This window comes from Geodermatophilus obscurus DSM 43160 (genome assembly GCF_000025345.1).
Lineage (GTDB): Bacteria > Actinomycetota > Actinomycetes > Mycobacteriales > Geodermatophilaceae > Geodermatophilus > Geodermatophilus obscurus.
On record NC_013757.1, the window covers coordinates 4601040 to 4619142 of the forward strand.

At 74.6% G+C, this 18103-nt stretch carries 14 protein-coding genes; 7 read left to right on the plus strand and 7 right to left on the minus strand.

From position 1 onward, the window contains the following. Positions 1 to 31 precede the first annotated feature (31 nt). The 6 genes from meaB to GOBS_RS25795 are packed head-to-tail and all read right to left on the minus strand — an operon-like array spanning position 32 to position 9219. A complete protein-coding gene (gene meaB, locus GOBS_RS21395) occupies positions 32 to 1021 on the minus strand; it encodes a methylmalonyl Co-A mutase-associated GTPase MeaB (protein ID WP_012950353.1) in 990 nt (329 codons plus the stop codon). Then, complete coding sequence (gene scpA, locus GOBS_RS21400; protein ID WP_012950354.1) at positions 1021 to 3228, minus strand: methylmalonyl-CoA mutase; 2208 nt, start codon at positions 3226 to 3228, stop codon at positions 1021 to 1023. Before scpA ends, meaB begins: the two co-directional genes overlap by 1 nt. Then, complete coding sequence (locus GOBS_RS21405) at positions 3225 to 5147, minus strand: methylmalonyl-CoA mutase subunit beta (protein WP_012950355.1); 1923 nt, start codon at positions 5145 to 5147, stop codon at positions 3225 to 3227. Before GOBS_RS21405 ends, scpA begins: the two co-directional genes overlap by 4 nt. 40 nt (positions 5148 to 5187) lie before the next feature. Further along, on the minus strand, positions 5188 to 6435 hold the full coding sequence (locus tag GOBS_RS21410; RefSeq protein WP_012950356.1) for an amidohydrolase: 1248 nt from the start codon (positions 6433 to 6435) through the stop codon (positions 5188 to 5190). Positions 6436 to 6482: 47 nt separating this feature from the next. Then, positions 6483 to 7688, minus strand: a complete 1206-nt coding sequence (locus tag GOBS_RS21415; RefSeq protein ID WP_012950357.1) for a glutamate--cysteine ligase — start codon at positions 7686 to 7688, stop codon at positions 6483 to 6485. A gap of 10 nt (positions 7689 to 7698) precedes the next feature. Then, positions 7699 to 9219, minus strand: a complete 1521-nt coding sequence (locus tag GOBS_RS25795; protein WP_166487480.1) for a peptidase M16 family protein — start codon at positions 9217 to 9219, stop codon at positions 7699 to 7701. Between the two features lie 111 nt (positions 9220 to 9330). On the opposite strand from GOBS_RS25795, the gene GOBS_RS21425 reads away from it, so the two are divergent. The 7 genes from GOBS_RS21425 to GOBS_RS29035 all read left to right on the plus strand — a co-directional run bounded on the left by GOBS_RS21425 (position 9331) and on the right by GOBS_RS29035 (position 17058). Continuing rightward, on the plus strand, positions 9331 to 10140 hold the full coding sequence (locus GOBS_RS21425; protein ID WP_012950359.1) for a purine-nucleoside phosphorylase: 810 nt from the start codon (positions 9331 to 9333) through the stop codon (positions 10138 to 10140). Between the two features lie 37 nt (positions 10141 to 10177). Further along, on the plus strand, positions 10178 to 11002 hold the full coding sequence (locus tag GOBS_RS21430; RefSeq protein ID WP_012950360.1) for an NAD-dependent epimerase/dehydratase family protein: 825 nt from the start codon (positions 10178 to 10180) through the stop codon (positions 11000 to 11002). Then, positions 10999 to 12618 (plus strand): phospho-sugar mutase, encoded by a 1620-nt coding sequence (locus GOBS_RS21435; RefSeq protein WP_012950361.1) that lies wholly within the window; start codon positions 10999 to 11001, stop codon positions 12616 to 12618. Before GOBS_RS21430 ends, GOBS_RS21435 begins: the two co-directional genes overlap by 4 nt. Positions 12619 to 12626: 8 nt before the next feature. Continuing rightward, on the plus strand, positions 12627 to 14690 hold the full coding sequence (locus GOBS_RS21440; RefSeq protein ID WP_012950362.1) for an acyltransferase family protein: 2064 nt from the start codon (positions 12627 to 12629) through the stop codon (positions 14688 to 14690). Then, a complete protein-coding gene (locus GOBS_RS21445) occupies positions 14687 to 15388 on the plus strand; it encodes a haloacid dehalogenase type II (RefSeq protein WP_012950363.1) in 702 nt (233 codons plus the stop codon). The genes GOBS_RS21440 and GOBS_RS21445 overlap by 4 nt, the downstream gene beginning before the upstream one ends. A 168-nt stretch (positions 15389 to 15556) precedes the next feature. Continuing rightward, positions 15557 to 16138 carry a DUF6318 family protein gene (locus GOBS_RS21450; protein WP_012950364.1) on the plus strand — a complete coding sequence of 194 codons (582 nt, stop codon included), beginning with the start codon at positions 15557 to 15559 and terminating at the stop codon, positions 16136 to 16138. A gap of 452 nt (positions 16139 to 16590) precedes the next feature. Further along, a complete protein-coding gene (locus tag GOBS_RS29035) occupies positions 16591 to 17058 on the plus strand; it encodes a hypothetical protein (RefSeq protein WP_243697564.1) in 468 nt (155 codons plus the stop codon). 146 nt (positions 17059 to 17204) lie between these two features. On the opposite strand, the gene GOBS_RS21460 is transcribed toward GOBS_RS29035, so the two are convergent. Next, the gene (locus GOBS_RS21460; protein WP_012950366.1) at positions 17205 to 18101 is read right to left on the minus strand and encodes a Gfo/Idh/MocA family protein; all 897 of its coding nucleotides are present in this window, start codon (positions 18099 to 18101) and stop codon (positions 17205 to 17207) included. Positions 18102 to 18103 lie beyond the last annotated feature (2 nt).

Sequence of the window (18103 nt, forward strand, 5' to 3'; positions counted from 1 at the left end):
GGGTTCGTCGCACTCGCGCCTGCGGTGGGGCTCAGGAGTCGTGGAGGAAGGTCTCCAGCAGCTGCCGCGCGGCCAGCGCCGGGGTGAGCTCGCCGGCCAGCACGGCCTTCTCCAGCTCCGGCGCGGCGGCCCGGACGCCGGGGTGCGCGCGCAGCCGGTGCTCCAGGCCGTCGCGCACCAGCTGCCGGGTCCAGCGCACCTGCTGGCTGCGGCGGCGCTCCTCGAACGCACCGGAGGCCTTCCGCCGGTCCTGGTGCTCGACCAGCTTGGCCCACACCTCGTCGAGCCCCTCGCCGGTCAGCCCGGCGCAGGTGAGCACCGGGACCTGCCAGTCCTCCCCGTGGCCGCGCAGCATGCGGATCGCGCCGGCCAGCTCGCGGGCGGCCTTGCGGGCGTCGGGGGCACCGGGTCCGTCGGCCTTGTTGACCGCGATGACGTCGGCGATCTCGAGGATGCCGCGCTTGATGCCCTGCAGCTGGTCACCGGTGCGGGCCAGCGTCAGGAACAGGAACGAGTCGACCATCTCGGCGACGGTGATCTCCGACTGCCCGACGCCGACGGTCTCCACCAGGACGACGTCGTACCCGGCCGCCTCGACGACGACCATCGACTCCCGCGTGGCCTGCGCGACCCCGCCGAGGGTGCCCGACGTCGGCGAGGGCCGGATGAAGGCATTCGGGTCGACCGACAGCCGCGCCATGCGGGTCTTGTCCCCGAGGATCGACCCGCCCGAGCGGGCCGACGACGGGTCGACGGCGAGCACCGCCACCCTCGACCCAGCCGCCGTCAGCGTCACGCCGAGCTGGTCGATGAAGGTCGACTTGCCCACGCCGGGGACGCCGCTGATGCCGACCCGCCGCGCCGACCCCGCGTGCGGCAGCAGCTCGACCAGCAGCTCCTGCGCGCGCTCCCGGTGGTCGGCGCGGTGCGACTCCACCAGCGTGATCGCCCGCGCCACGGCCCGTCGGTCGCCGGCCAGCACGCCCTCGACCAGCGCCGGGACGTCGACGGAACGGCCCATCAGTGACCGAGGCGCTCGGACAGCGTCCGCAGCAGCCGCTGCGCCGCCTCCGCGACCACCGTGCCGGGCAGGAACACCTCGGCCGCGCCCATCTCCTTGAGCGTCGGCACGTCGTCGGGCGGGATCACGCCGCCGACGACGATCATGACGTCCTCGGCCCCGAGGTCGGCGAGCGCCTGCTTGAGCGCCGGCACCAGCGTCAGGTGGCCGGCGGCCAGCGACGAGACGCCGACGACGTGCACGTCGGCCTCCACCGCCTGCCGGGCGACCTCCTCGGGGGTCTGGAACAGCGGACCGACGTCGACGTCGAAGCCGAGGTCGGCGAACGCCGTCGCGATGACCTTCTGGCCGCGGTCGTGGCCGTCCTGGCCCATCTTGGCGACCAGGATGCGGGGACGGCGCCCCTCGGCCTCCTCGAACGCCTCCGCCATGCTGCGGGTCTCCTCCATCGGCCCGGACGCTCCTGCCTCCTCGCGGTACACACCCGAGATGGTGCGCACCTGCCCGGCGTGCCTCCCGTAGACCTCCTCCAGCGCGTCGGAGATCTCCCCGACGGTGGCCTTGGCGCGGGCCGCGTCGACGGCGAGCTTGAGCAGGTTCGCGTCCAGCTCACGACCGCGCCGTCCCTCGGCGGCCGCCCGCGCGGCGTCGGTGAGCCGGGACAGCGCCTCGCGGACCGCGCCGTCGTCCCGGGAGGCGCGCAGCTCCTCCAGCTTGGCCTTCTGCTGGGCGAGCACGTCGGCGTTGTCGACCCGCAGCACCTCGATCGCCTCGTCGGCGTCGACCCGGTACTTGTTGATGCCGATCACCGGCTGCCGGCCCGAGTCGATGCGCGCCTGGGTGCGGGCGGCGGCCTCCTCGATGCGCAGCTTGGGGATGCCGTCGTCGATGGCCTGCGCCATGCCGCCGTGCTCGGCGACCTCCTCGATGTGCGCCCAGGCGCGGCGGGCCAGGTCGTAGGTCAGCTTCTCCACGTACGCCGAGCCGCCCCACGGGTCGATCACCCGCGTCGTGCCCGACTCCTGCTGCAGCAGCAGCTGGGTGTTGCGGGCGATCCGCGCGGAGAAGTCGGTGGGCAGCGCCAGCGCCTCGTCGAGGGCGTTGGTGTGCAGCGACTGGGTGTGCCCCTGGGTGGCGGCCATCGCCTCCAGGCAGGTGCGGACGACGTTGTTGTAGACGTCCTGCGCCGTCAGCGACCAGCCCGAGGTCTGCGAGTGGGTGCGCAGCGACAGCGACTTGTCCTTCTGCGCGCCGGCGTCCTTGACCAGCCGCGCCCACAGCAGCCGCCCGGCCCGCAGCTTGGCGACCTCCATGAAGAAGTTCATGCCGATCGCCCAGAAGAAGCTCAGCCGCGGCGCGAACGCGTCGACGTCCAGCCCGGCGTCCTTGCCCGCCTCCAGGTACTCCACGCCGTCGGCCAGCGTGTAGGCCAGCTCCAGGTCGGCCGTCGCCCCGGCCTCCTGGATGTGGTAGCCGGAGATGGAGATCGAGTTGAACCGCGGCATCTGCTGCGAGGTGAACGCGAAGATGTCGCTGATGATCTGCATCGACGGCTTGGGCGGGTAGATGTAGGTGTTGCGGACCATGAACTCCTTGAGGATGTCGTTCTGGATGGTCCCGGTCAGCTGACCGTGCTTCACCCCCTGCTCCTCGGCGGCGACGATGTAGAGCGCCAGCACCGGCAGGACGGCGCCGTTCATGGTCATCGAGACGCTCATCCGGTCCAGCGGGATGCCGTCGAACAGCTGCCGCATGTCCAGGATGGAGTCGACCGCCACCCCGGCCATGCCGACGTCACCGACGACCCGCGGGTGGTCGGAGTCGTAGCCCCGGTGGGTGGGCAGGTCGAAGGCGATCGACAGGCCCTTCTGCCCCGCGGCGAGGTTGCGCCGGTAGAACGCGTTGGAATCCGCAGCGGTGGAGAAGCCCGCGTACTGGCGCACCGTCCACGGCTGGGTGGTGTACATCGTCGGGTAGGGCCCGCGCAGGTAGGGCGGCAGGCCCGGGTAGGTCTGCAGGAAGTCCAGACCCCGGAGGTCGGCCGGGGTGGACAGCGGCGGGACGGCGATGCCCTCCGGCGTCTCCCAGGTCGCCTCCTCCACGCCACGACCGGTGGCCTCCTTGAACCGCTTGGCCCAGTCGTCGGCCGAGGCGGCCGCCGCGGGGCGGCCCAGGTCGACGCCGCTGAAGTCGGGGATCGCGCTCATGCCGGCACTCCCAGCTGCTCGTGGACTCGCTGCAGGACGTCGAGTGCGTCGCACCCGGCGTACACGTACCCGTCGATGCCGTCGACCGCCAGCGACGGCTTCCCGGCCAGCCACACCTGCGTGGCACCGGCCGCGCGGAGCTCGGCGGCCAGCGCGGCCGCGGACCCGGCGTAGTCCTTGTCGGTCCCGCAGATGCAGGCGACCGTCGTCCCGGCGTCGGCGAGGCCGGAGGCCCCGTCGCCGGACGGCGTCGCCACCCCCCCGGCCTGGAACAGGTTGCCGGCGAAGCTGGCCCGCGCGGTGTACCGGGCGATCGGCCCGATGGTGGCCAGGTAGACCCTCGGCTCCGACCCCGCCTGCCGGGCGGCGTCGGCGCGGTCGCGCAGCTCCTCGAACGCCTGCGCCGCCCGCACCCGCGGCAGCCCCCCGGTCGGCTGCAGATCCGCGGCGGGTTGCCGCTCGGGCAGCTTCTCGGTGAGGTTGGGGAACTCGCTGATGCCGGTGATCGCGTCGGTGCGGTGCGCCAGCCGCTCGGCGCGGGCGTCCCAGGCGGCGGCGATCCGGTCGCGCACCAGCCCCGAGTCCAGTCCGGCGACCAGCCCACCGGCCGCCTCGATCTCGGTGAACCAGCTCCAGGCGGCCTCGGCCAGGGCGTCGGTCAGCGCCTCGACGTACCAGGAGCCGCCGGCCGGGTCGAGCACGCGGGCGAGGTGCGCCTCCTCGACCAGCAGGTTCTGGGTGTTGCGGGCGATCCGGCGGGAGAAGGCGTCGGGTAGGCCGAGGGCGGCGTCGAAGGGCTGCACGGTGACGACGTCGGCGCCGCCCACGCCCGCGGCGAAGCAGGCGACCGTCGTCCGCAGCATGTTCACCCAGGGGTCGCGCCTGGTCGTCATCACCGAGGAGGTGACGGCGTGCTGCCGCTGACCGCGGACGTCGGCCGAGGCCCCGCTGACCTCGCCGACCCGGTCCCACAGCCGGCGGGCGGCGCGCAGCGCGGCGATCGTCGTGAACTGGTCGGCACTGGCCGCGTAGCGGAACTCGAGCTGGGCGAAGGCCTCGTCGACCGACAGCCCGCCGTCGGTGAGCGCCCGCAGGTAGGCCACGCCGGCGGCCAGCGAGCAGCCGAGCTCCTCGACGGCCGAGGCGCCGGCGTCGTGGAAGACCGTGCCGTCGACGACGACGGTGCGCCAGCCCGCGGGCGCCCGGCGGGCGACGTCGACCAGGCCGGTGAGGTCCTGCGCCTCTCCCGAGGCGGCGTGCACACCGAGCGGGTCGAGGCCCAGCGAGCCGCCGGGGGCGAGGTCGGTGCGGCCGGCGACGTGCGCGAGCAGCGCCTCGGCGGCCGGCATCCCCCCGGAGACCGACACCGGCGCGAGGTCGAGGTACACGTCGGCCAGGACGTCGCCGAGCGCGTCGGTCGGGACCGCGCCCTCGCCGAGCGCCAGCCACAGCGAGGTGACGCCGTTCTCCAGGTCGGCGGCGATCGCCTCCCGGGTCAGCGCGACGTCGGGGTGGGCGTGCCGCTGCCGGACGTCCCAGCTGCCGGACGCGCCCCCCTCGGTACCCCCGGCGGCGGAGACGGCGGGCGAGCCGGCGGGGCCGACCGCGGGCCGGCCGCCGCGGACGAACGGCGGCAGGCCCGGGACGCCGACCGCGGTGGGCAGGTCACCGGCGTCCTCGGCCGTGTAGAGCGGAGCCACGCTGACGCCGGTGGCGACCGGCACCCGCAGCGCGTCCTCGACCGGCTCCGGCAGCTCCTCGCGCCCGGCCTTGCGCAGCACCGCGGCGACGAGTTCCCGCCACGCCTCCCGGGTGGCGGCCGGGAAGCCGGCGGCGAGCGGGAGCTCGTCGGGGACCTCGTGCTCGGCCGGCACCTCGGCGTCGGCCGGTGCTGCGGTCTGCTGATCGGGCGAACTCATCGTCGGGCTCCCGGCGTCGTCGGCTGGTGGGCGTCAGTGTCTACCGTCGCGCACCCGGACCGGAACCGCTGGGGTGCGGCTTCGGGCCGGGCGGCGGGGCGCCGGCGTCGGCGGAGAGCGCGTGCAGCGCCGTGCGGGCCAGCAGCCGCACGCCGACCCCGATGGCCCGCTCGTCGACGTCGAAGGTGCCCCGGTGCAGGTCGAGCGGGGCTCCCCCGCCGTGGGTGCCCAGCCTGGCCAGCGCGATGGGCACGACGTCGGCGAACCAGCCGAAGTCCTCCCCGCCCATGCTCTGGGGGGACAGCCGCAGCCCCTCGCTGCCGACCGTCTCCAGCGCGGCCGAGCGCAGCAGCGCGACCGCCCGGGGGTCGTTGACCACCGGCGGCACGCCGCGGACGTAGTCGACCTCCACGTCGGCGCCGGTGGTGGCGGCCACCCGCTCGACCAGCGAGCGCAGCAGCGTCTCGGCGTCCTGCCAGGCGTCGCGGTCGAGCACCCGGACCGTGCCGCTCAGGTGGCCGCGCTGCGGGATGGCGTTGGCCGCCACCCCGGCCTTGACCGCTCCCCACACCAGCGACATCCCGGCGCGCGGGTCGACCTGCCGGGACAGCAGCGCCGGCAGGTCGGTGATGAGCCGGCCGAGGGCGTCGACCAGGTCGACGGTCAGCTGCGGGCGCGCGGTGTGCCCGCCGGGGCCGGTCAGGGTGACGTCCATCCGGTCGCAGGCGGCGGTGATGGCGCCGGTGCGCAGGCCCACGCTGCCGGCGGGGAGGGAGGGGTCGCAGTGCAGGGCGAAGGCGCGGGAGGCCCCCTCCAGCACGCCGGCGGCCACCACCCCGGTGGCCCCGCCCGGCACGGTCTCCTCGGCGGGCTGGAAGACGCAGCGCACGGTGCCGGGCAGGTCGTCGAGCGAGTTCAGGGCCAGCGCGGCGCCGAGCAGGACGGTGGTGTGCACGTCGTGGCCGCAGGCGTGGCAGGCGTTCTCGCGGGTGGAGGCGTAGGGGACGTCCTTGAGGTCGGCCAGCGGCAGCGCGTCGATGTCGGCGCGCAGCACCACGACCGGGTCCCCGGAGCCCACCTCGACGACCAGCCCGGTGCCGGAGGGCAGCCGCTTGGGGTCCAGGCCGGCGTTGCGCAGCCGCTGCTCGAGGAAGGACGTCGTCTCGAACTCGGCGTAGGACAGCTCGGGGTGGGCGTGCAGGTGCCGGCGCACGGCGACCAGCTGCGGGTGCCGCTCGGCGACCCACTCGTCGACCGCCGTCCCCAGCTCCTCCGGGAACTGGGTCATCCGGCAGCGCCGCTCACGCTGCGGAGCCCGTCATGCCGCGGTGCCCGTCATGCCGCGTGGCCCCCGGTGCAGTCGGCCGGGCCGGGCACCGGCCCCGGCGGCCGGTCGGCCGGTCCGCTGGTGGGCAGGCCGTCCCGCAGCTCGGCCAGCAGGCTGTCGACGACGGCGGTCAGGTCGCCGTCGGAGGCCGCGGCGACCGCGCGCTGCCGCTGGTAGGAGGCGCCGACGGCCAGGATCCGGTGGACGTCGGCCAGCTCGGCCTCGCAGCCCAGCCGGCGGGCGGTGGGCTCGAGCTCCTCGACCAGGTCGGTGATGGCCTGGCGCACCGGCCGCACCGTGCCCTTGTCGTCGACGACGATGTCGGCGTCCAGCCCGTAGCGGGCCGCCCGCCACTTGTTCTCCTGCAGCACCCACGACGCCGGGACCGGCAGGGTGTAGCCGCGGTCGAGCTGGGTGTCGAACTGCTCGACCAGGCACTGGGAGAGCGCCGCGACCGCGCCGATCTCGTCGAGGGTGGGCAGCCCGTCGCAGATGCGCAGCTCGACGGTGCCGAAGTCCGGGTGCGGGCGGATGTCCCACCACACCTCGCGGACGCTCTCGATGGCGTGCGTGGAGATCAGCGTCTCCATGTACTCCTCGAAGCGGTCCCAGCCCGACAGCTGGTAGGGCAGCCCCGCGGTCGGCATCCCCTCGAAGACCTTGGAGCGCGCCGAGGCCAGCCCGGTGTCGCAGCCGACCCAGAACGGGGAGGACGCCGACAGCGCCAGGAAGTGCGGCACGTACTGGGTGAGCGCGTTGACGATCGGGATCGCCTTCTCCGGCGCGCGGACGCCGACGTGCACGTGGACGCCGAAGATCTGCAGCCGGCGGGCCAGCCACTGCATCTTCTCGACCAGCTGCAGGTAGCGCTCCTTGGGCGAGATCTGCTGCGTCTGCCAGTCGGTGATCGGGTGGGTGCCGGCGCACATCAGGCCCAGGCCGCGGCGCTCGGCGGCCGCCCGCACCTCGGCGACGGTGCCGGCCAGGTCGGCCTTGGCCTCCGCGACGGTGGTGCAGACGCCGGTGATGACCTCGACGGTCGACTGCAGCAGCTCGTGCTTGGCCTTGGGGTGCTCCTCGGCGCCCTCGGGCCGGAGCTCCTCGAGGATCTCCACCGCCCCGGCGGTCAGCTGCCGCGTCCGCACGTCGACGAGCTGCAGCTCCCACTCGACGCCGAGGCTGGCTCGCTCGGAGGACCGGAAGGGGATCTGCACCCTGGGCAGTCTAGGGACGAGCGGGCGTCCCGGCCGCCGGGGACGCCGTCCCGACCAGGTCGTCCGCCGCGGTCCTCGGACGCGGCAGCCAGCGGGCGACCGGCACGCGCGCCTGCACCGCCGCGACGGCCCGCCGTCCGAAGCGCTCCTCGTCCACCACCGCGCTGCACAGGTTGCGCCCGACGACGAAGACGGCCCGCCCGTCCTGGGTGGGCAGCGCGGCCTCGACCAGCTCCCACGGAATGCTGTGGACGTCGCCGTCGCTGTCGCGGTGGGCCAGCTCCTGCTCCCCCACCACGAGGGCGACCCGGCTCTCCCGGGAGAACAGCCGGGTCAGGGCCGAGGGGCGGAACGTCTCCCCTGCCGGCAGCCGGTCCTGCACGTTGCACACGGACCGGCGCTCGACCGGCTCGCCGGGACCGGCGTAGTCGACCTCCTCGGGCACGTGCAGGATCGCCGTGGGTGCCGTGCCGCGCAGCGCCGCCGCGACCCGCTCGGGGGTCATCGCCCGCCACGCGTCCAGGACGTCCTGCACCGGGCGGAACGCCAGGCCGCTGACCGCGCAGTAGGCGGCGTCGGCCAGCTCGGACTCCACGACGGCGCGCTCGTCGGCGTCCAGCTCCTCCTCGAAGCCGGCCACCGCGTGCGCGAGCTCCGCCTCGGTCGGGCCCGACGCGCACAGCTCCGTGTACGCCTGCCAGAGCAGGCCGGCCACGGCGTCCTCCCGGCCCTCGCGGGCGTCGACGACGACGGCGACCTCGCGGCGGTCGGCCGTGACGTCCAGGGCCATCGAGTCGACGGAGTAGCTCAGGCCGCGGGCGAGGCGCGCGGTGTCCCGGAGCCGCTCCTTGAGCACCTCCACGCCCACCGTCAGGGCGGGGTCGCCCGCACCGCCCGCGGACAGCAGCAGGCCGACGCCGGCGCCGTGCCCGGTGGTCCACACCGGCCCGGTCTGCGGTCGCGGGGCCGGGACGAGCCGCTCGGGACGCGGGCCCCCCGGCAGCGGCAGCCGGAGCCCGGCTGGCAGCGGCCCGGCACACCACAGCGCGGCGTTGTCGCGGACGAACCAGCGGCGGGCGTGCGCCCGCACGGTCTCCTCGGTGAGGTACTCCGGGCCGGGACCGTCGGCGACGGCCAGGCCGGGGCCGACCAGCCCGAAGCGGGCGGCCCACAGCGCGCCGAGGGTGGAGTGCGCCGTCGAGCAGTTCTCCGCCTGCAGGACGCCGACCTCCAGCTCCATCCGCTCGGTGGGCAGGTCGGCCAGCGCGCGGCAGATGCCCTCCAGGAACGCGCCCACGGCCTCCGGCCGGCCGGTCGCGAAGAAGGTCGTGGTGTCGACGTCGGTGACGGCGTTGCAGCGCAGGTGCGACTTGGGCAGCGCCCCCATCGCCAGGTGCTCGACCAGGTGGGTCACCTCGATGGTCGCGAACGTCTCGTCCCGCAGGCCCACGCCGAAGACGAGGGCGGCGGTGGTCCGCGCCGGGCCGTCGGTGGTGAAGACGGGCACGCCGTCGATGTCGATGCGCTGCACCTCGACACAGTCGACCGCCTGCCCTCCGGCCTCCAGCGGACACGCCCGCAACGGGACACCTGGGGTACGTGTGCCCCGTCACCCGCGCGGGCGCTGGGCTAGCGTTCCCGCGTGAGCGCACCCCCCGCCGACGACCCCGCCGCCCTGGCCGCCCGCGCGGCCGACGACCTGACCAGCGCGCTCGGCGGCGGCCACGAGGTCGCCGTCGTCATGGGGTCGGGCTGGGCCCCGGCCGCGGACGCCTTTGGCACCGTCGAGGGAAGCGCCCCCATCGGCGAGCTACCCGGCTTCGCCGCCCCGACCGCGGTGGGCCACGGTGGAGAGGTCCGCTCGGTGCGGGTGGGCGACCGCGGGGTGCTGCTCTTCCTCGGCCGCACGCACCTCTACGAGGGCCGCGGCGTGGAGCCGGTCGTGCACGGCGTGCGGACGGCGGCGGCGGCGGGTGTGCGCACGGTCGTCCTCACCAACGCCGCCGGCGGGCTGGCGCCCGACCACCGGGTCGGCCAGGCGGTCCTGATCAGCGACCACCTCAACCTCACCGCTCGCTCCCCGCTGGTCGGCGCCACGTTCGTCGACCTCACCGACCTGTACTCCGCGCGGCTGCGGTCGCTGGCCCTAGAGCTGGACCCGGCGCTGACCGAGGGCGTCTACGCGGCGCTGCCCGGGCCGCACTACGAGACGCCGGCCGAGATCCGGATGCTGCGCACGCTCGGCGCGGACCTGGTGGGCATGTCGACGGCGCTGGAGGCCATCGCCGCGCGCGCCGCCGGGCTGGAGGTGCTGGGCCTGTCGATGGTCACCAACGCCGCCGCCGGCATCACCGGGGAGAAGCTCGACCACGAAGAGGTGCTCGCGGCGGGCAAGGCGGCGGCCGGCCGGCTGGGCGAGTTCCTCGTCGAGCTCATCGGGCGGCTGCCGTGACGGCGATCCCCGCGGGGATCGCCGCAGGGAGGCCCGCGTGAGCGGTCTGGTCCTGCTCACCGGGGCGGCCGGTCGGATCGGCGCGGTGCTGCGCGGCGGCCTGCCGGAGCGAGGCTGGGCGCTGCGCTCGCTGGACGTCGTCCCGATGGCCGATCCCCGCCCCGGTGAGGAGCACGTCGTCGCAGACGTGACCGACCCGGCCGCGATGGCCGAGGCCGTCTCCGGCGCCTCGGCCGTCGTCCACCTGGCGGGTGTCTCCAGCGAGTCGACCTGGGCTGCGGTCTCGCACGCCAACATCGACGGCACCCACTGCGTGCTGGAGGCGGCGCGGCGGGCCGGCGTCCCCCGGGTGGTGCTCGCGTCGAGCAACCACGCCACCGGCTTCACCCCGCGCCCGGCGTCCGGTCTCCTGCGGGAGGACGACGGCCTGCCGCGGCCGGACACCTTCTACGGGGTGTCCAAGGTGGCGGTGGAGGCGCTCGGCTCCCTGTACGCCGACCGGTACGGCCTGGACGTCGTCTGCCTGCGGATCGGCACCGCCCTCCCCGAGCCGACGACGACCCGTCACCTGTCGACGTGGCTCTCCCCCACCGACCAGGTGTCGTTGGTCGACGCCGCGCTGCGGGCGCCGTCCCCCGGGTTCGCCGTGGTGTGGGGCGTCTCGGCCAACAGCCGCACCTGGTGGGACCTCACCGCCGCCCGCGCTCTGGGCTACCAGCCGGCCGACGACGCGGAGGTCTTCGCCGGGGCGCTGGTCGAGGTGCACGGCGAGCCCGACCTCGCCGATCCGGTGCACGGCCGTGTCGGCGGCGAGTTCACGACGGCCGAGTTCGACGCCGAGCACTTCGAGGAGCGTGCGTGACCCTGCTCGAGACCGCCCGCGCCTGGGCCGACGCCGATCCGCACGACGGCGACCGCGCCGAGATCGAGGCGCTGATCGAGGCGGAGGACCGGGCCGAGCTGGAGCGCCGCTTCGCCGGGCCGCTGACCTTCGGCACCGCCGGGCTGCGCGGCCCGCTGCGCGCCGGGCCGGCCGGGATGAACGCCGCCGTGGTCACCCGCGCGGCCGCCGGCCTGGGCCGCTGGCTGGCCGACGCCGGGCACGCGGGCGGCGGCGTGGTCATCGGCTTCGACGCGCGCCGGCGCTCCGACGAGTTCGCCCGGGTCTCCGCCGAGGTGCTCGCCGGCGCGGGGTTCGCCGTCCAGGTGCTGCCGCGGCCGCTGCCGACGCCGGTGCTGTCCTTCGCCGTCCGGCACCTGGGCTGCGCGGCCGGGGTGATGGTGACCGCCAGCCACAACCCGCCCGACGACAACGGCTACAAGGTCTACCTCGGCGACGGCGCCCAGCTGGTACCGCCGGCCGACCGCGAGATCGAGGCGGCGATCGCCGCCGTGGGGCCGGCGCGCGAGGTGCCGGGCTCCGACGACTGGCTGACCCTCGGGGACGACGTCGAGGCCGACTACGTGGCCGCCGTCGTCCGCGCGCTGGACCCCGGCCGGGTGCCGGACCGCGACCACCTCGTCGTCGCCTACACGGCGATGCACGGGGTCGGTGCGGGGACGACCCGGTCGGTGTTCGCCGCCGCGGGCCTGGCGGCGCCGGTGAGCGTGCCCGAGCAGGACGAGCCCGACCCGGCGTTCCCGACGGTCGCCTTCCCCAACCCGGAGGAGCCGGGCGCGGTCGACCTGCTGACCGCTCTGGCGGAGCGGGTGCGCGCCGACGTGGCGATCGCCGAGGACCCCGACGCCGACCGCTGCTCGGTGGTCTGCGGCGGGCGCCAGCTCACCGGCGACGAGGTGGGCGGGCTGCTCGCCGACTGGCTGCTGCGCCGCGGCGTCCGCGGCACGTTCGCGGCGTCGCTGGTGAGCGGCTCGCTGCTGCACGCGCTGACCGCCGCGCACGGCGTCCGGTTCGCGGAGACGCCGACCGGCTTCAAGTGGATCGTCCGGGCGGGGACGGACGACGAGCCGCTGGTCTTCGGCTACGAGGAGGCGCTGGGCTACGCCGTGGCGCCTCAGGTGGTGAAGGACAAGGACGGGATCTCCGCCGCGCTCGCCGTCGCGCTGCTGGCCGCGGAGCTCAGGTCCTCCGGCCGCACGCTGACCGACCGGCTCGACGAGCTGGCGCTGGAGCACGGGCTGTTCGTCACCGGGCAGCTGTCGGTGCGGGTCGAGGACCTCTCCCGGATCGGCGCGATGATGGCGCGGCTGCGGTCCTCGCCGCCTGCGCAGCTGCTGGGGCGCCCGGTCGTCGCCTCCGACCTGCTCGACGAGACCCCCGCCGTGGACGCCGTCCGGCTGCTCGGCGACGGGGTGCGGGTGATCGTGCGGCCCAGCGGCACCGAGCCCAAGCTCAAGGCCTACCTGGAGACCGTCGTCCCGGTGCACGAGGACGCCGGGATCATCGCCGCCCGCGGCCGGGGTGCCGACGAGCTCGACGCGCTTCGGTCGGAGATGGCGGTCGCTCTGGGACTCTGAGAGGCGCCATGTCTGTCCTCGTCGAGCCCTCCCCCGCCGCCCAGGCCCACCCGCACGCCACCCGTCGCCCGGAGATCGACGGGGTCCGGGCGGTGGCGGTCGCACTCGTGGTCGGCTACCACGTCACCACCGGCCAGGTGTCCGGCGGCGTCGACGTGTTCCTGGCCCTGAGCGGCTTCTTCCTCGTGCACAGCCTGGTCGGCCAGGTGGCACGGAGCGGCCGCGTCCGCCCTCTGACGTCGATCACGCGGACCCTGTCCCGGTTGGTCCCCCCGGCCGTGCTGGTCCTGGCCGGCACCGTGGCCGCCAGCGCCCTCGTTCTGCCGGAGACGCGGTGGCGGGAGCTCGCCGGGCACCTGCTCGCCTCGGCGACGTTCACCGAGAACCGCCACCTGGTCGCCGAGGCGGTCGACTACGCAGCCAGCAACGCCATCGCCAGTCCGATGCAGCAGTTCTGGTCGCTGTCGATCCAGGTCCAGGTGCTCCTGGCCGCGCCGGTCGTCGTGGCCGCCGGGGCGTTGCTGTTCCGCGGCCGACGGCGCCGCTTCGCCCGCCCGGCCGCCGTCCTGGCCGTCGCGGCGGTCACCGCAGCGTCCTTCGCGTGGTCGGTGGTGGCGACGTGGACCGACCAGCAGGTGGCGTACTTCTCCACGTTGCCCCGGCTGTGGGAGCTCGGCGCCGGTGCCCTGCTGGCCCTGACGCTCGGCGGGGTCCGGCCGGGACGGCGGACCGGCGTCCTGCTGGGCTGGGGCGCGATCGTCGCGCTCGTCGCTTGCGGCGCGGTGCTGGACGGGGCGCACACCTTCCCCGGTTGGCAGGCCACCTGGCCGGTGGCGTGCGCGCTGGCCCTGCTGTTCGTCGCCGACTCCGGCGGGCGCCACGGCGTGCACCGGCTGCTGGGACTGCGATCACTGCGCTGGCTGGGGACCCGGTCCTACGCCCTCTACCTGTGGCACTGGCCGGTCCTGGTGCTGTACCTGGTGCACACCGGGCGCGAATACCCCTCGATCAAAGGCGCTACCGCGGTGGTCCTGCTGTCCCTCGTCCTGGCCGAGGTCACGTACCGCCTGGTCGAACAGCCCGCCGCCGAACGACTGCGCGGGCGGTCCCCCGTCCGCGTGCTGAGCCTGGTCGCGGCCGGCACGGTCCCCCTCCTCGCCCTGGGGGCCGGCACCACCGTCTGGCTCGACCGCGAGGCCGCCCGCGTCGCCGCGGCGACCGACGACCCGGACTACCCCGGCGCGGTGGCCCTCTCCTCGCCCGTCGTGGCCACCGGTGGGATCTCCGGGGTCGAGCCGCTGCCGTCCCTGTCGGTGATCCGGGACGACCACCCCTTCATGCCCGGTGCCTGGTGCACCGTGGAGGACGACCTGCCCGACGCCGTGCCGACACAGACCGAGCTCTGCTTCTCCGGGTCCGACGACCGCGAGCGCCGGATCGTCATCGTGGGTGACTCGCACGCCGCCCACTGGCTGTCCCCGCTGGCCGACCTCGCGGAGCGGCACCGGTGGCAGCTGGTCTCGCTCATCCGCGCCGGCTGCAGCCTCTCGACGCAGTCCGAGTTCTTCGAGGAGGGCACGCCCGGGCACGAGGGGTGCGTCGCCTGGCAGTCCCGGCTGGTGGAGCGCATCGTCTCCCTGGAGCCCGACCTCGTGGTCACGGTGGGGACCCGGACGGCCTACGGGACCGATCCGGAGATCCTGCCCCCGGGGTTCCTCGAGGCGTGGCAGCAGCTCTCGGACGCCGGGTTGCCGGTGATCGCGATGCGGGACAGCCCCCGGCACCTGCACGACGTCCCCGACTGCGTGGCCGAGCGGGGCGGTGCCACCGACCGGTGCGGGACCCCGCGATCGTGGGTCTACTCGGACGACCTGCTGGAGGCGGCCGACGCCGTCCTGCCCCCGGGGGTGAGCCTGATGGACACCAGCTCCCTGTTCTGCACCGATGACGTGTGCCCGGCGCTGGTCGGTAACACCTGGGTGTACCGGGACGACGGACACGTCACCGGGACCTACATGCGCACCGTCCGCCCGCTCATGGAGGACGAGTTCCTGTCGCTGGCGGGCTGGTGACCGCCGTGGACGTCCGCGCGCTGGTCTTCGACGTCTTCGGGACGGTGGTCGACTGGCGCGGCGGCGTCGCCCGCGAGGTGCGCCGGCTGCTGGGCCCGTCGGTGGACGCGGCCGCCCTGGCCGACGACTGGCGCGAGCGGTACGTGCCGTCGATGGAGCAGGTGCGCTCCGGAGAGCTGCCGTGGACGCCGCTGGACGCGCTGCACCGCGCGTCGCTGTCCGCGGTGCTCGCGGACGCCGGGCTGGCCTCCGTCCCCGCCGAGGTCCGCGACGAGCTGGTGCTCGCCTGGCACCGCCTCGACCCGTGGCCGGACGTGCTGCCGGGTCTGCGGCGGCTGGCGCGCTCGTACGTGCTGGCCCCGCTGTCGAACGGCAACGTGGCGCTGCAGGTGGACCTGGCGCGGCGGTCCGGGCTGCCGTGGGACGCCGTGCTGGGCGCCGAGGTCGTGCGGCACTACAAGCCCGACCCGGAGGTCTACGACTCCGCGGCGGAGCTGCTCGGGGTGCCCCCGTCGTCGGTCGTCATGGTCGCCGCGCACCTCGACGACCTCGCCGCGGCGCGGGCGCGGGGGCTGCGGACGGCCTACGTGCACCGGCCCGACGAGTTCGGCGGCCGCGTCGTGCCGCCGTCCAGCGACCCGGACGCCGACCTGTCGGTGGCCTCGTTCGAGGAGCTCGCCGAGGCGCTGGGCGTCTGACGCCCGCCATTGCCGGCGTTCCTCCCGGGTTGCCGGCGCTGCAGCGCCGGCAGGACGCGAGGAGCCCCGGCAATGCGTTCGGGTGGTTGTCCACAGCGGCGCGTGCTCGGGGCGGCGGTGGTCCGTAGTCTCCCGGCCGACCGGTGATCGACACGGGGGTGGACGACGGTGACACGGCGCTGGACCCTGCGACTCGCGGCGGGCCTCGCGGCCGGCGCGGTCGTGCTGAGCGGGTGCTCGGAGCGGCAGGAGGCGAGTGACACCCTGCCCGGGGCTGACGCCTCGCCCAGCGCGTCGGAGCCGGAACTGCCGCCCCTCGGCCCGCCGGACCTCCCGATGCCCGCCGAGGCCCGCACGCAGGACGCCGCGGGTGCTGAGGCCTTCGTCCGGTACTACATGGACGCCTACAACTACGCCCTACGAACCCTCAACCCGACCGCCCTCAGCGACCTCAGCTCGAACTGCGAGACCTGCCACTTGCTTATCGAACAGGTACGAGACGTCAACGCACGGGGGCAGCGCTATGAGGGCGGAGACGTGCGCATATCCGAGATCACCACGCCGGTAATCAACGACACCGAGGCCCAATTCGCTTTATCGCTCATTCAAAGTCCCTTGTCGGTGACAGCCGATGGTGACGATATCGACGGTCGCAGCTATCCCGAACGATCGAGCCCCGCGAGCGGCGGCCTTCTTAGGTGGGACGCCAGCCGGGCGACGTGGCTCATGACACAGCTTTCTGTTCAATGAGTTACCGGGTCTTCTTCGCGTGCGTCCTCAGTCTTATCGTCATCACCCTCAATGCGGCTTCCGCCCGTGCGCAGGAACCGGTCACGTGCGATGGCATCTCCTGTCCCACGACGGCGCTCCGCGAGAGTGCTGTGCAGGTTTCAGCCGCCCATGTCTTTGGCTCTGGCGCAGACCCGGTACGGCTAGCTACCAATGCCGCACCACCGGGTCCAGCATTCTTTGTGTGGCACTTGCGCACACCTTGCACCGCCGAGGACGCGGCAGCTGGAGTTTCGTGTGACTCCCGAACCCGAGCATGCCCGCAGGTCGAGAGCCGCGTCATCCAGTTTGTGATTGTCCAGAGACAGCGACTAGCCCAGGAAGGACGCGTACCCGTCGAAGACCTAGCACCGAGTTCTGAAACGCCAGTTGGCGCCGCCTACGGGCCTGTGATTGTCGACGGCGGAGCTTGCGTGGACATCACGGCGCTGAACCCGCCGCCGTCGCCGGGCGAGGTGTTCCGCTACTTCCAGACCCTCCCCCTGCCCGACCTGTCGACCCAGCAGCAGCCACCGGGCAACGCGCTGGCCGGTCTACCCGTCGTCTTCTACACCGACGGCCCGACCACCCAGACCTTCACCGTGGACATCCGCGGCTTCACCGTCGACATCGTCGCGACCGCCAGCGCCTTCGCCTGGGACACCGGCGACGGCACCGTCCTGCGGACCACCGACCCCGGCTCGCCGTACCCGGACCACACGATCAGCCACGACTATCGCAGCGGCACCTACACCGCCGCTCTGACCACCACCTGGAGCGGCACCTACAGCGTCGACGGGGGCGCCACCGCCGACGTCCCCGGCACCACGACCACCGACGGGCCGCCGGCCACCTTCACCGTGCTGCAGGCCAGTCCCGTCCTCACCAACCCCTTCGACTGACCGCTCCTGCGCTGTTGCGCGCGCTTCCGCGCCGTTGCAGCAGCGCGAAGGCGTCAGGAACAGCGCGAGAGCGCGGCCACTGCCGGGGTTTCTCGTGCGGTGCCGGTGCTGTAGCGGCGGCAACCCGCGAGGAACGCCGGCACTGCTCACGCCGAGGCCGGAACCGCCTCCCGGCAGCCGGACTCCAGCGCGCGGGCCGCGGTCGCCAGCACCGCGACGACGTCCCGTGCGAAACCGACGTCGCACGGGTGCGTCCCGCCGGTCACCGCCGCCGCCTCGAGCTCGTCGACCGCGGCGGAGAGCGACTCGACCGGGCTCTCGGTGTCCGGCAGCAGCACGAGCCGGCCGGCGTCCCCGTGCACGAAGAACTCGATGCCCGTCGACATGGGCGCCACGGTGTGCGACAGAGTCAGCGTCGAGGTCACACGCGGAGTGGCGTGCTGCAGCACCAGGTGCACGGTGTCGCCGGCGCCGGCCCCGGCCTGCACGGCGACCACCGGGCCGAGCGTGGGCAGCAGCAGCGAGAGCGCGTGCGGACCGATGTCCCACAGCGCGCCGTGCTCACGGCGCCAGGCCGAGTCGAAGGGACTGCCGGCCAGCGCGCTCAGCCACGAGCCGGCGCCGCCGGCCAGGCGGGTGCGGGCGGCCTGGCTGAGCCAGGTCGACGTCCCGGCCTGGAACCGGAAGGTGAAGAACACGACCGAGGCCACGCCCGCGGAGCGCACCGCGGCGACCACCCGGTCGGCCTCGTCGAGCGAGAGCCCGATGGGCTTCTCCAGCAGCAGGTGCTTCCCGGCGGCCGCGGCCTGCTCGGCGAGCGCCACCTGCACCGACGGCGGAACGGCGATCGCCACGGCGTCGACCCGGTCGAGCAGCGCGGTGAGGTCCGAGAAGCCGGGGACGTCGAAGTCCGCGCCGACCTCCTCGGCCTTGACCGGGTCGCGGCCCCAGACGCCGACGAGCTCGGCGGTCGGGTGCCCGGCCAGGGCGGCCGCGTGGACCGTCCGTGCCCAGTGGCCGGTGCCGAGCACCCCGAAGCGCACGG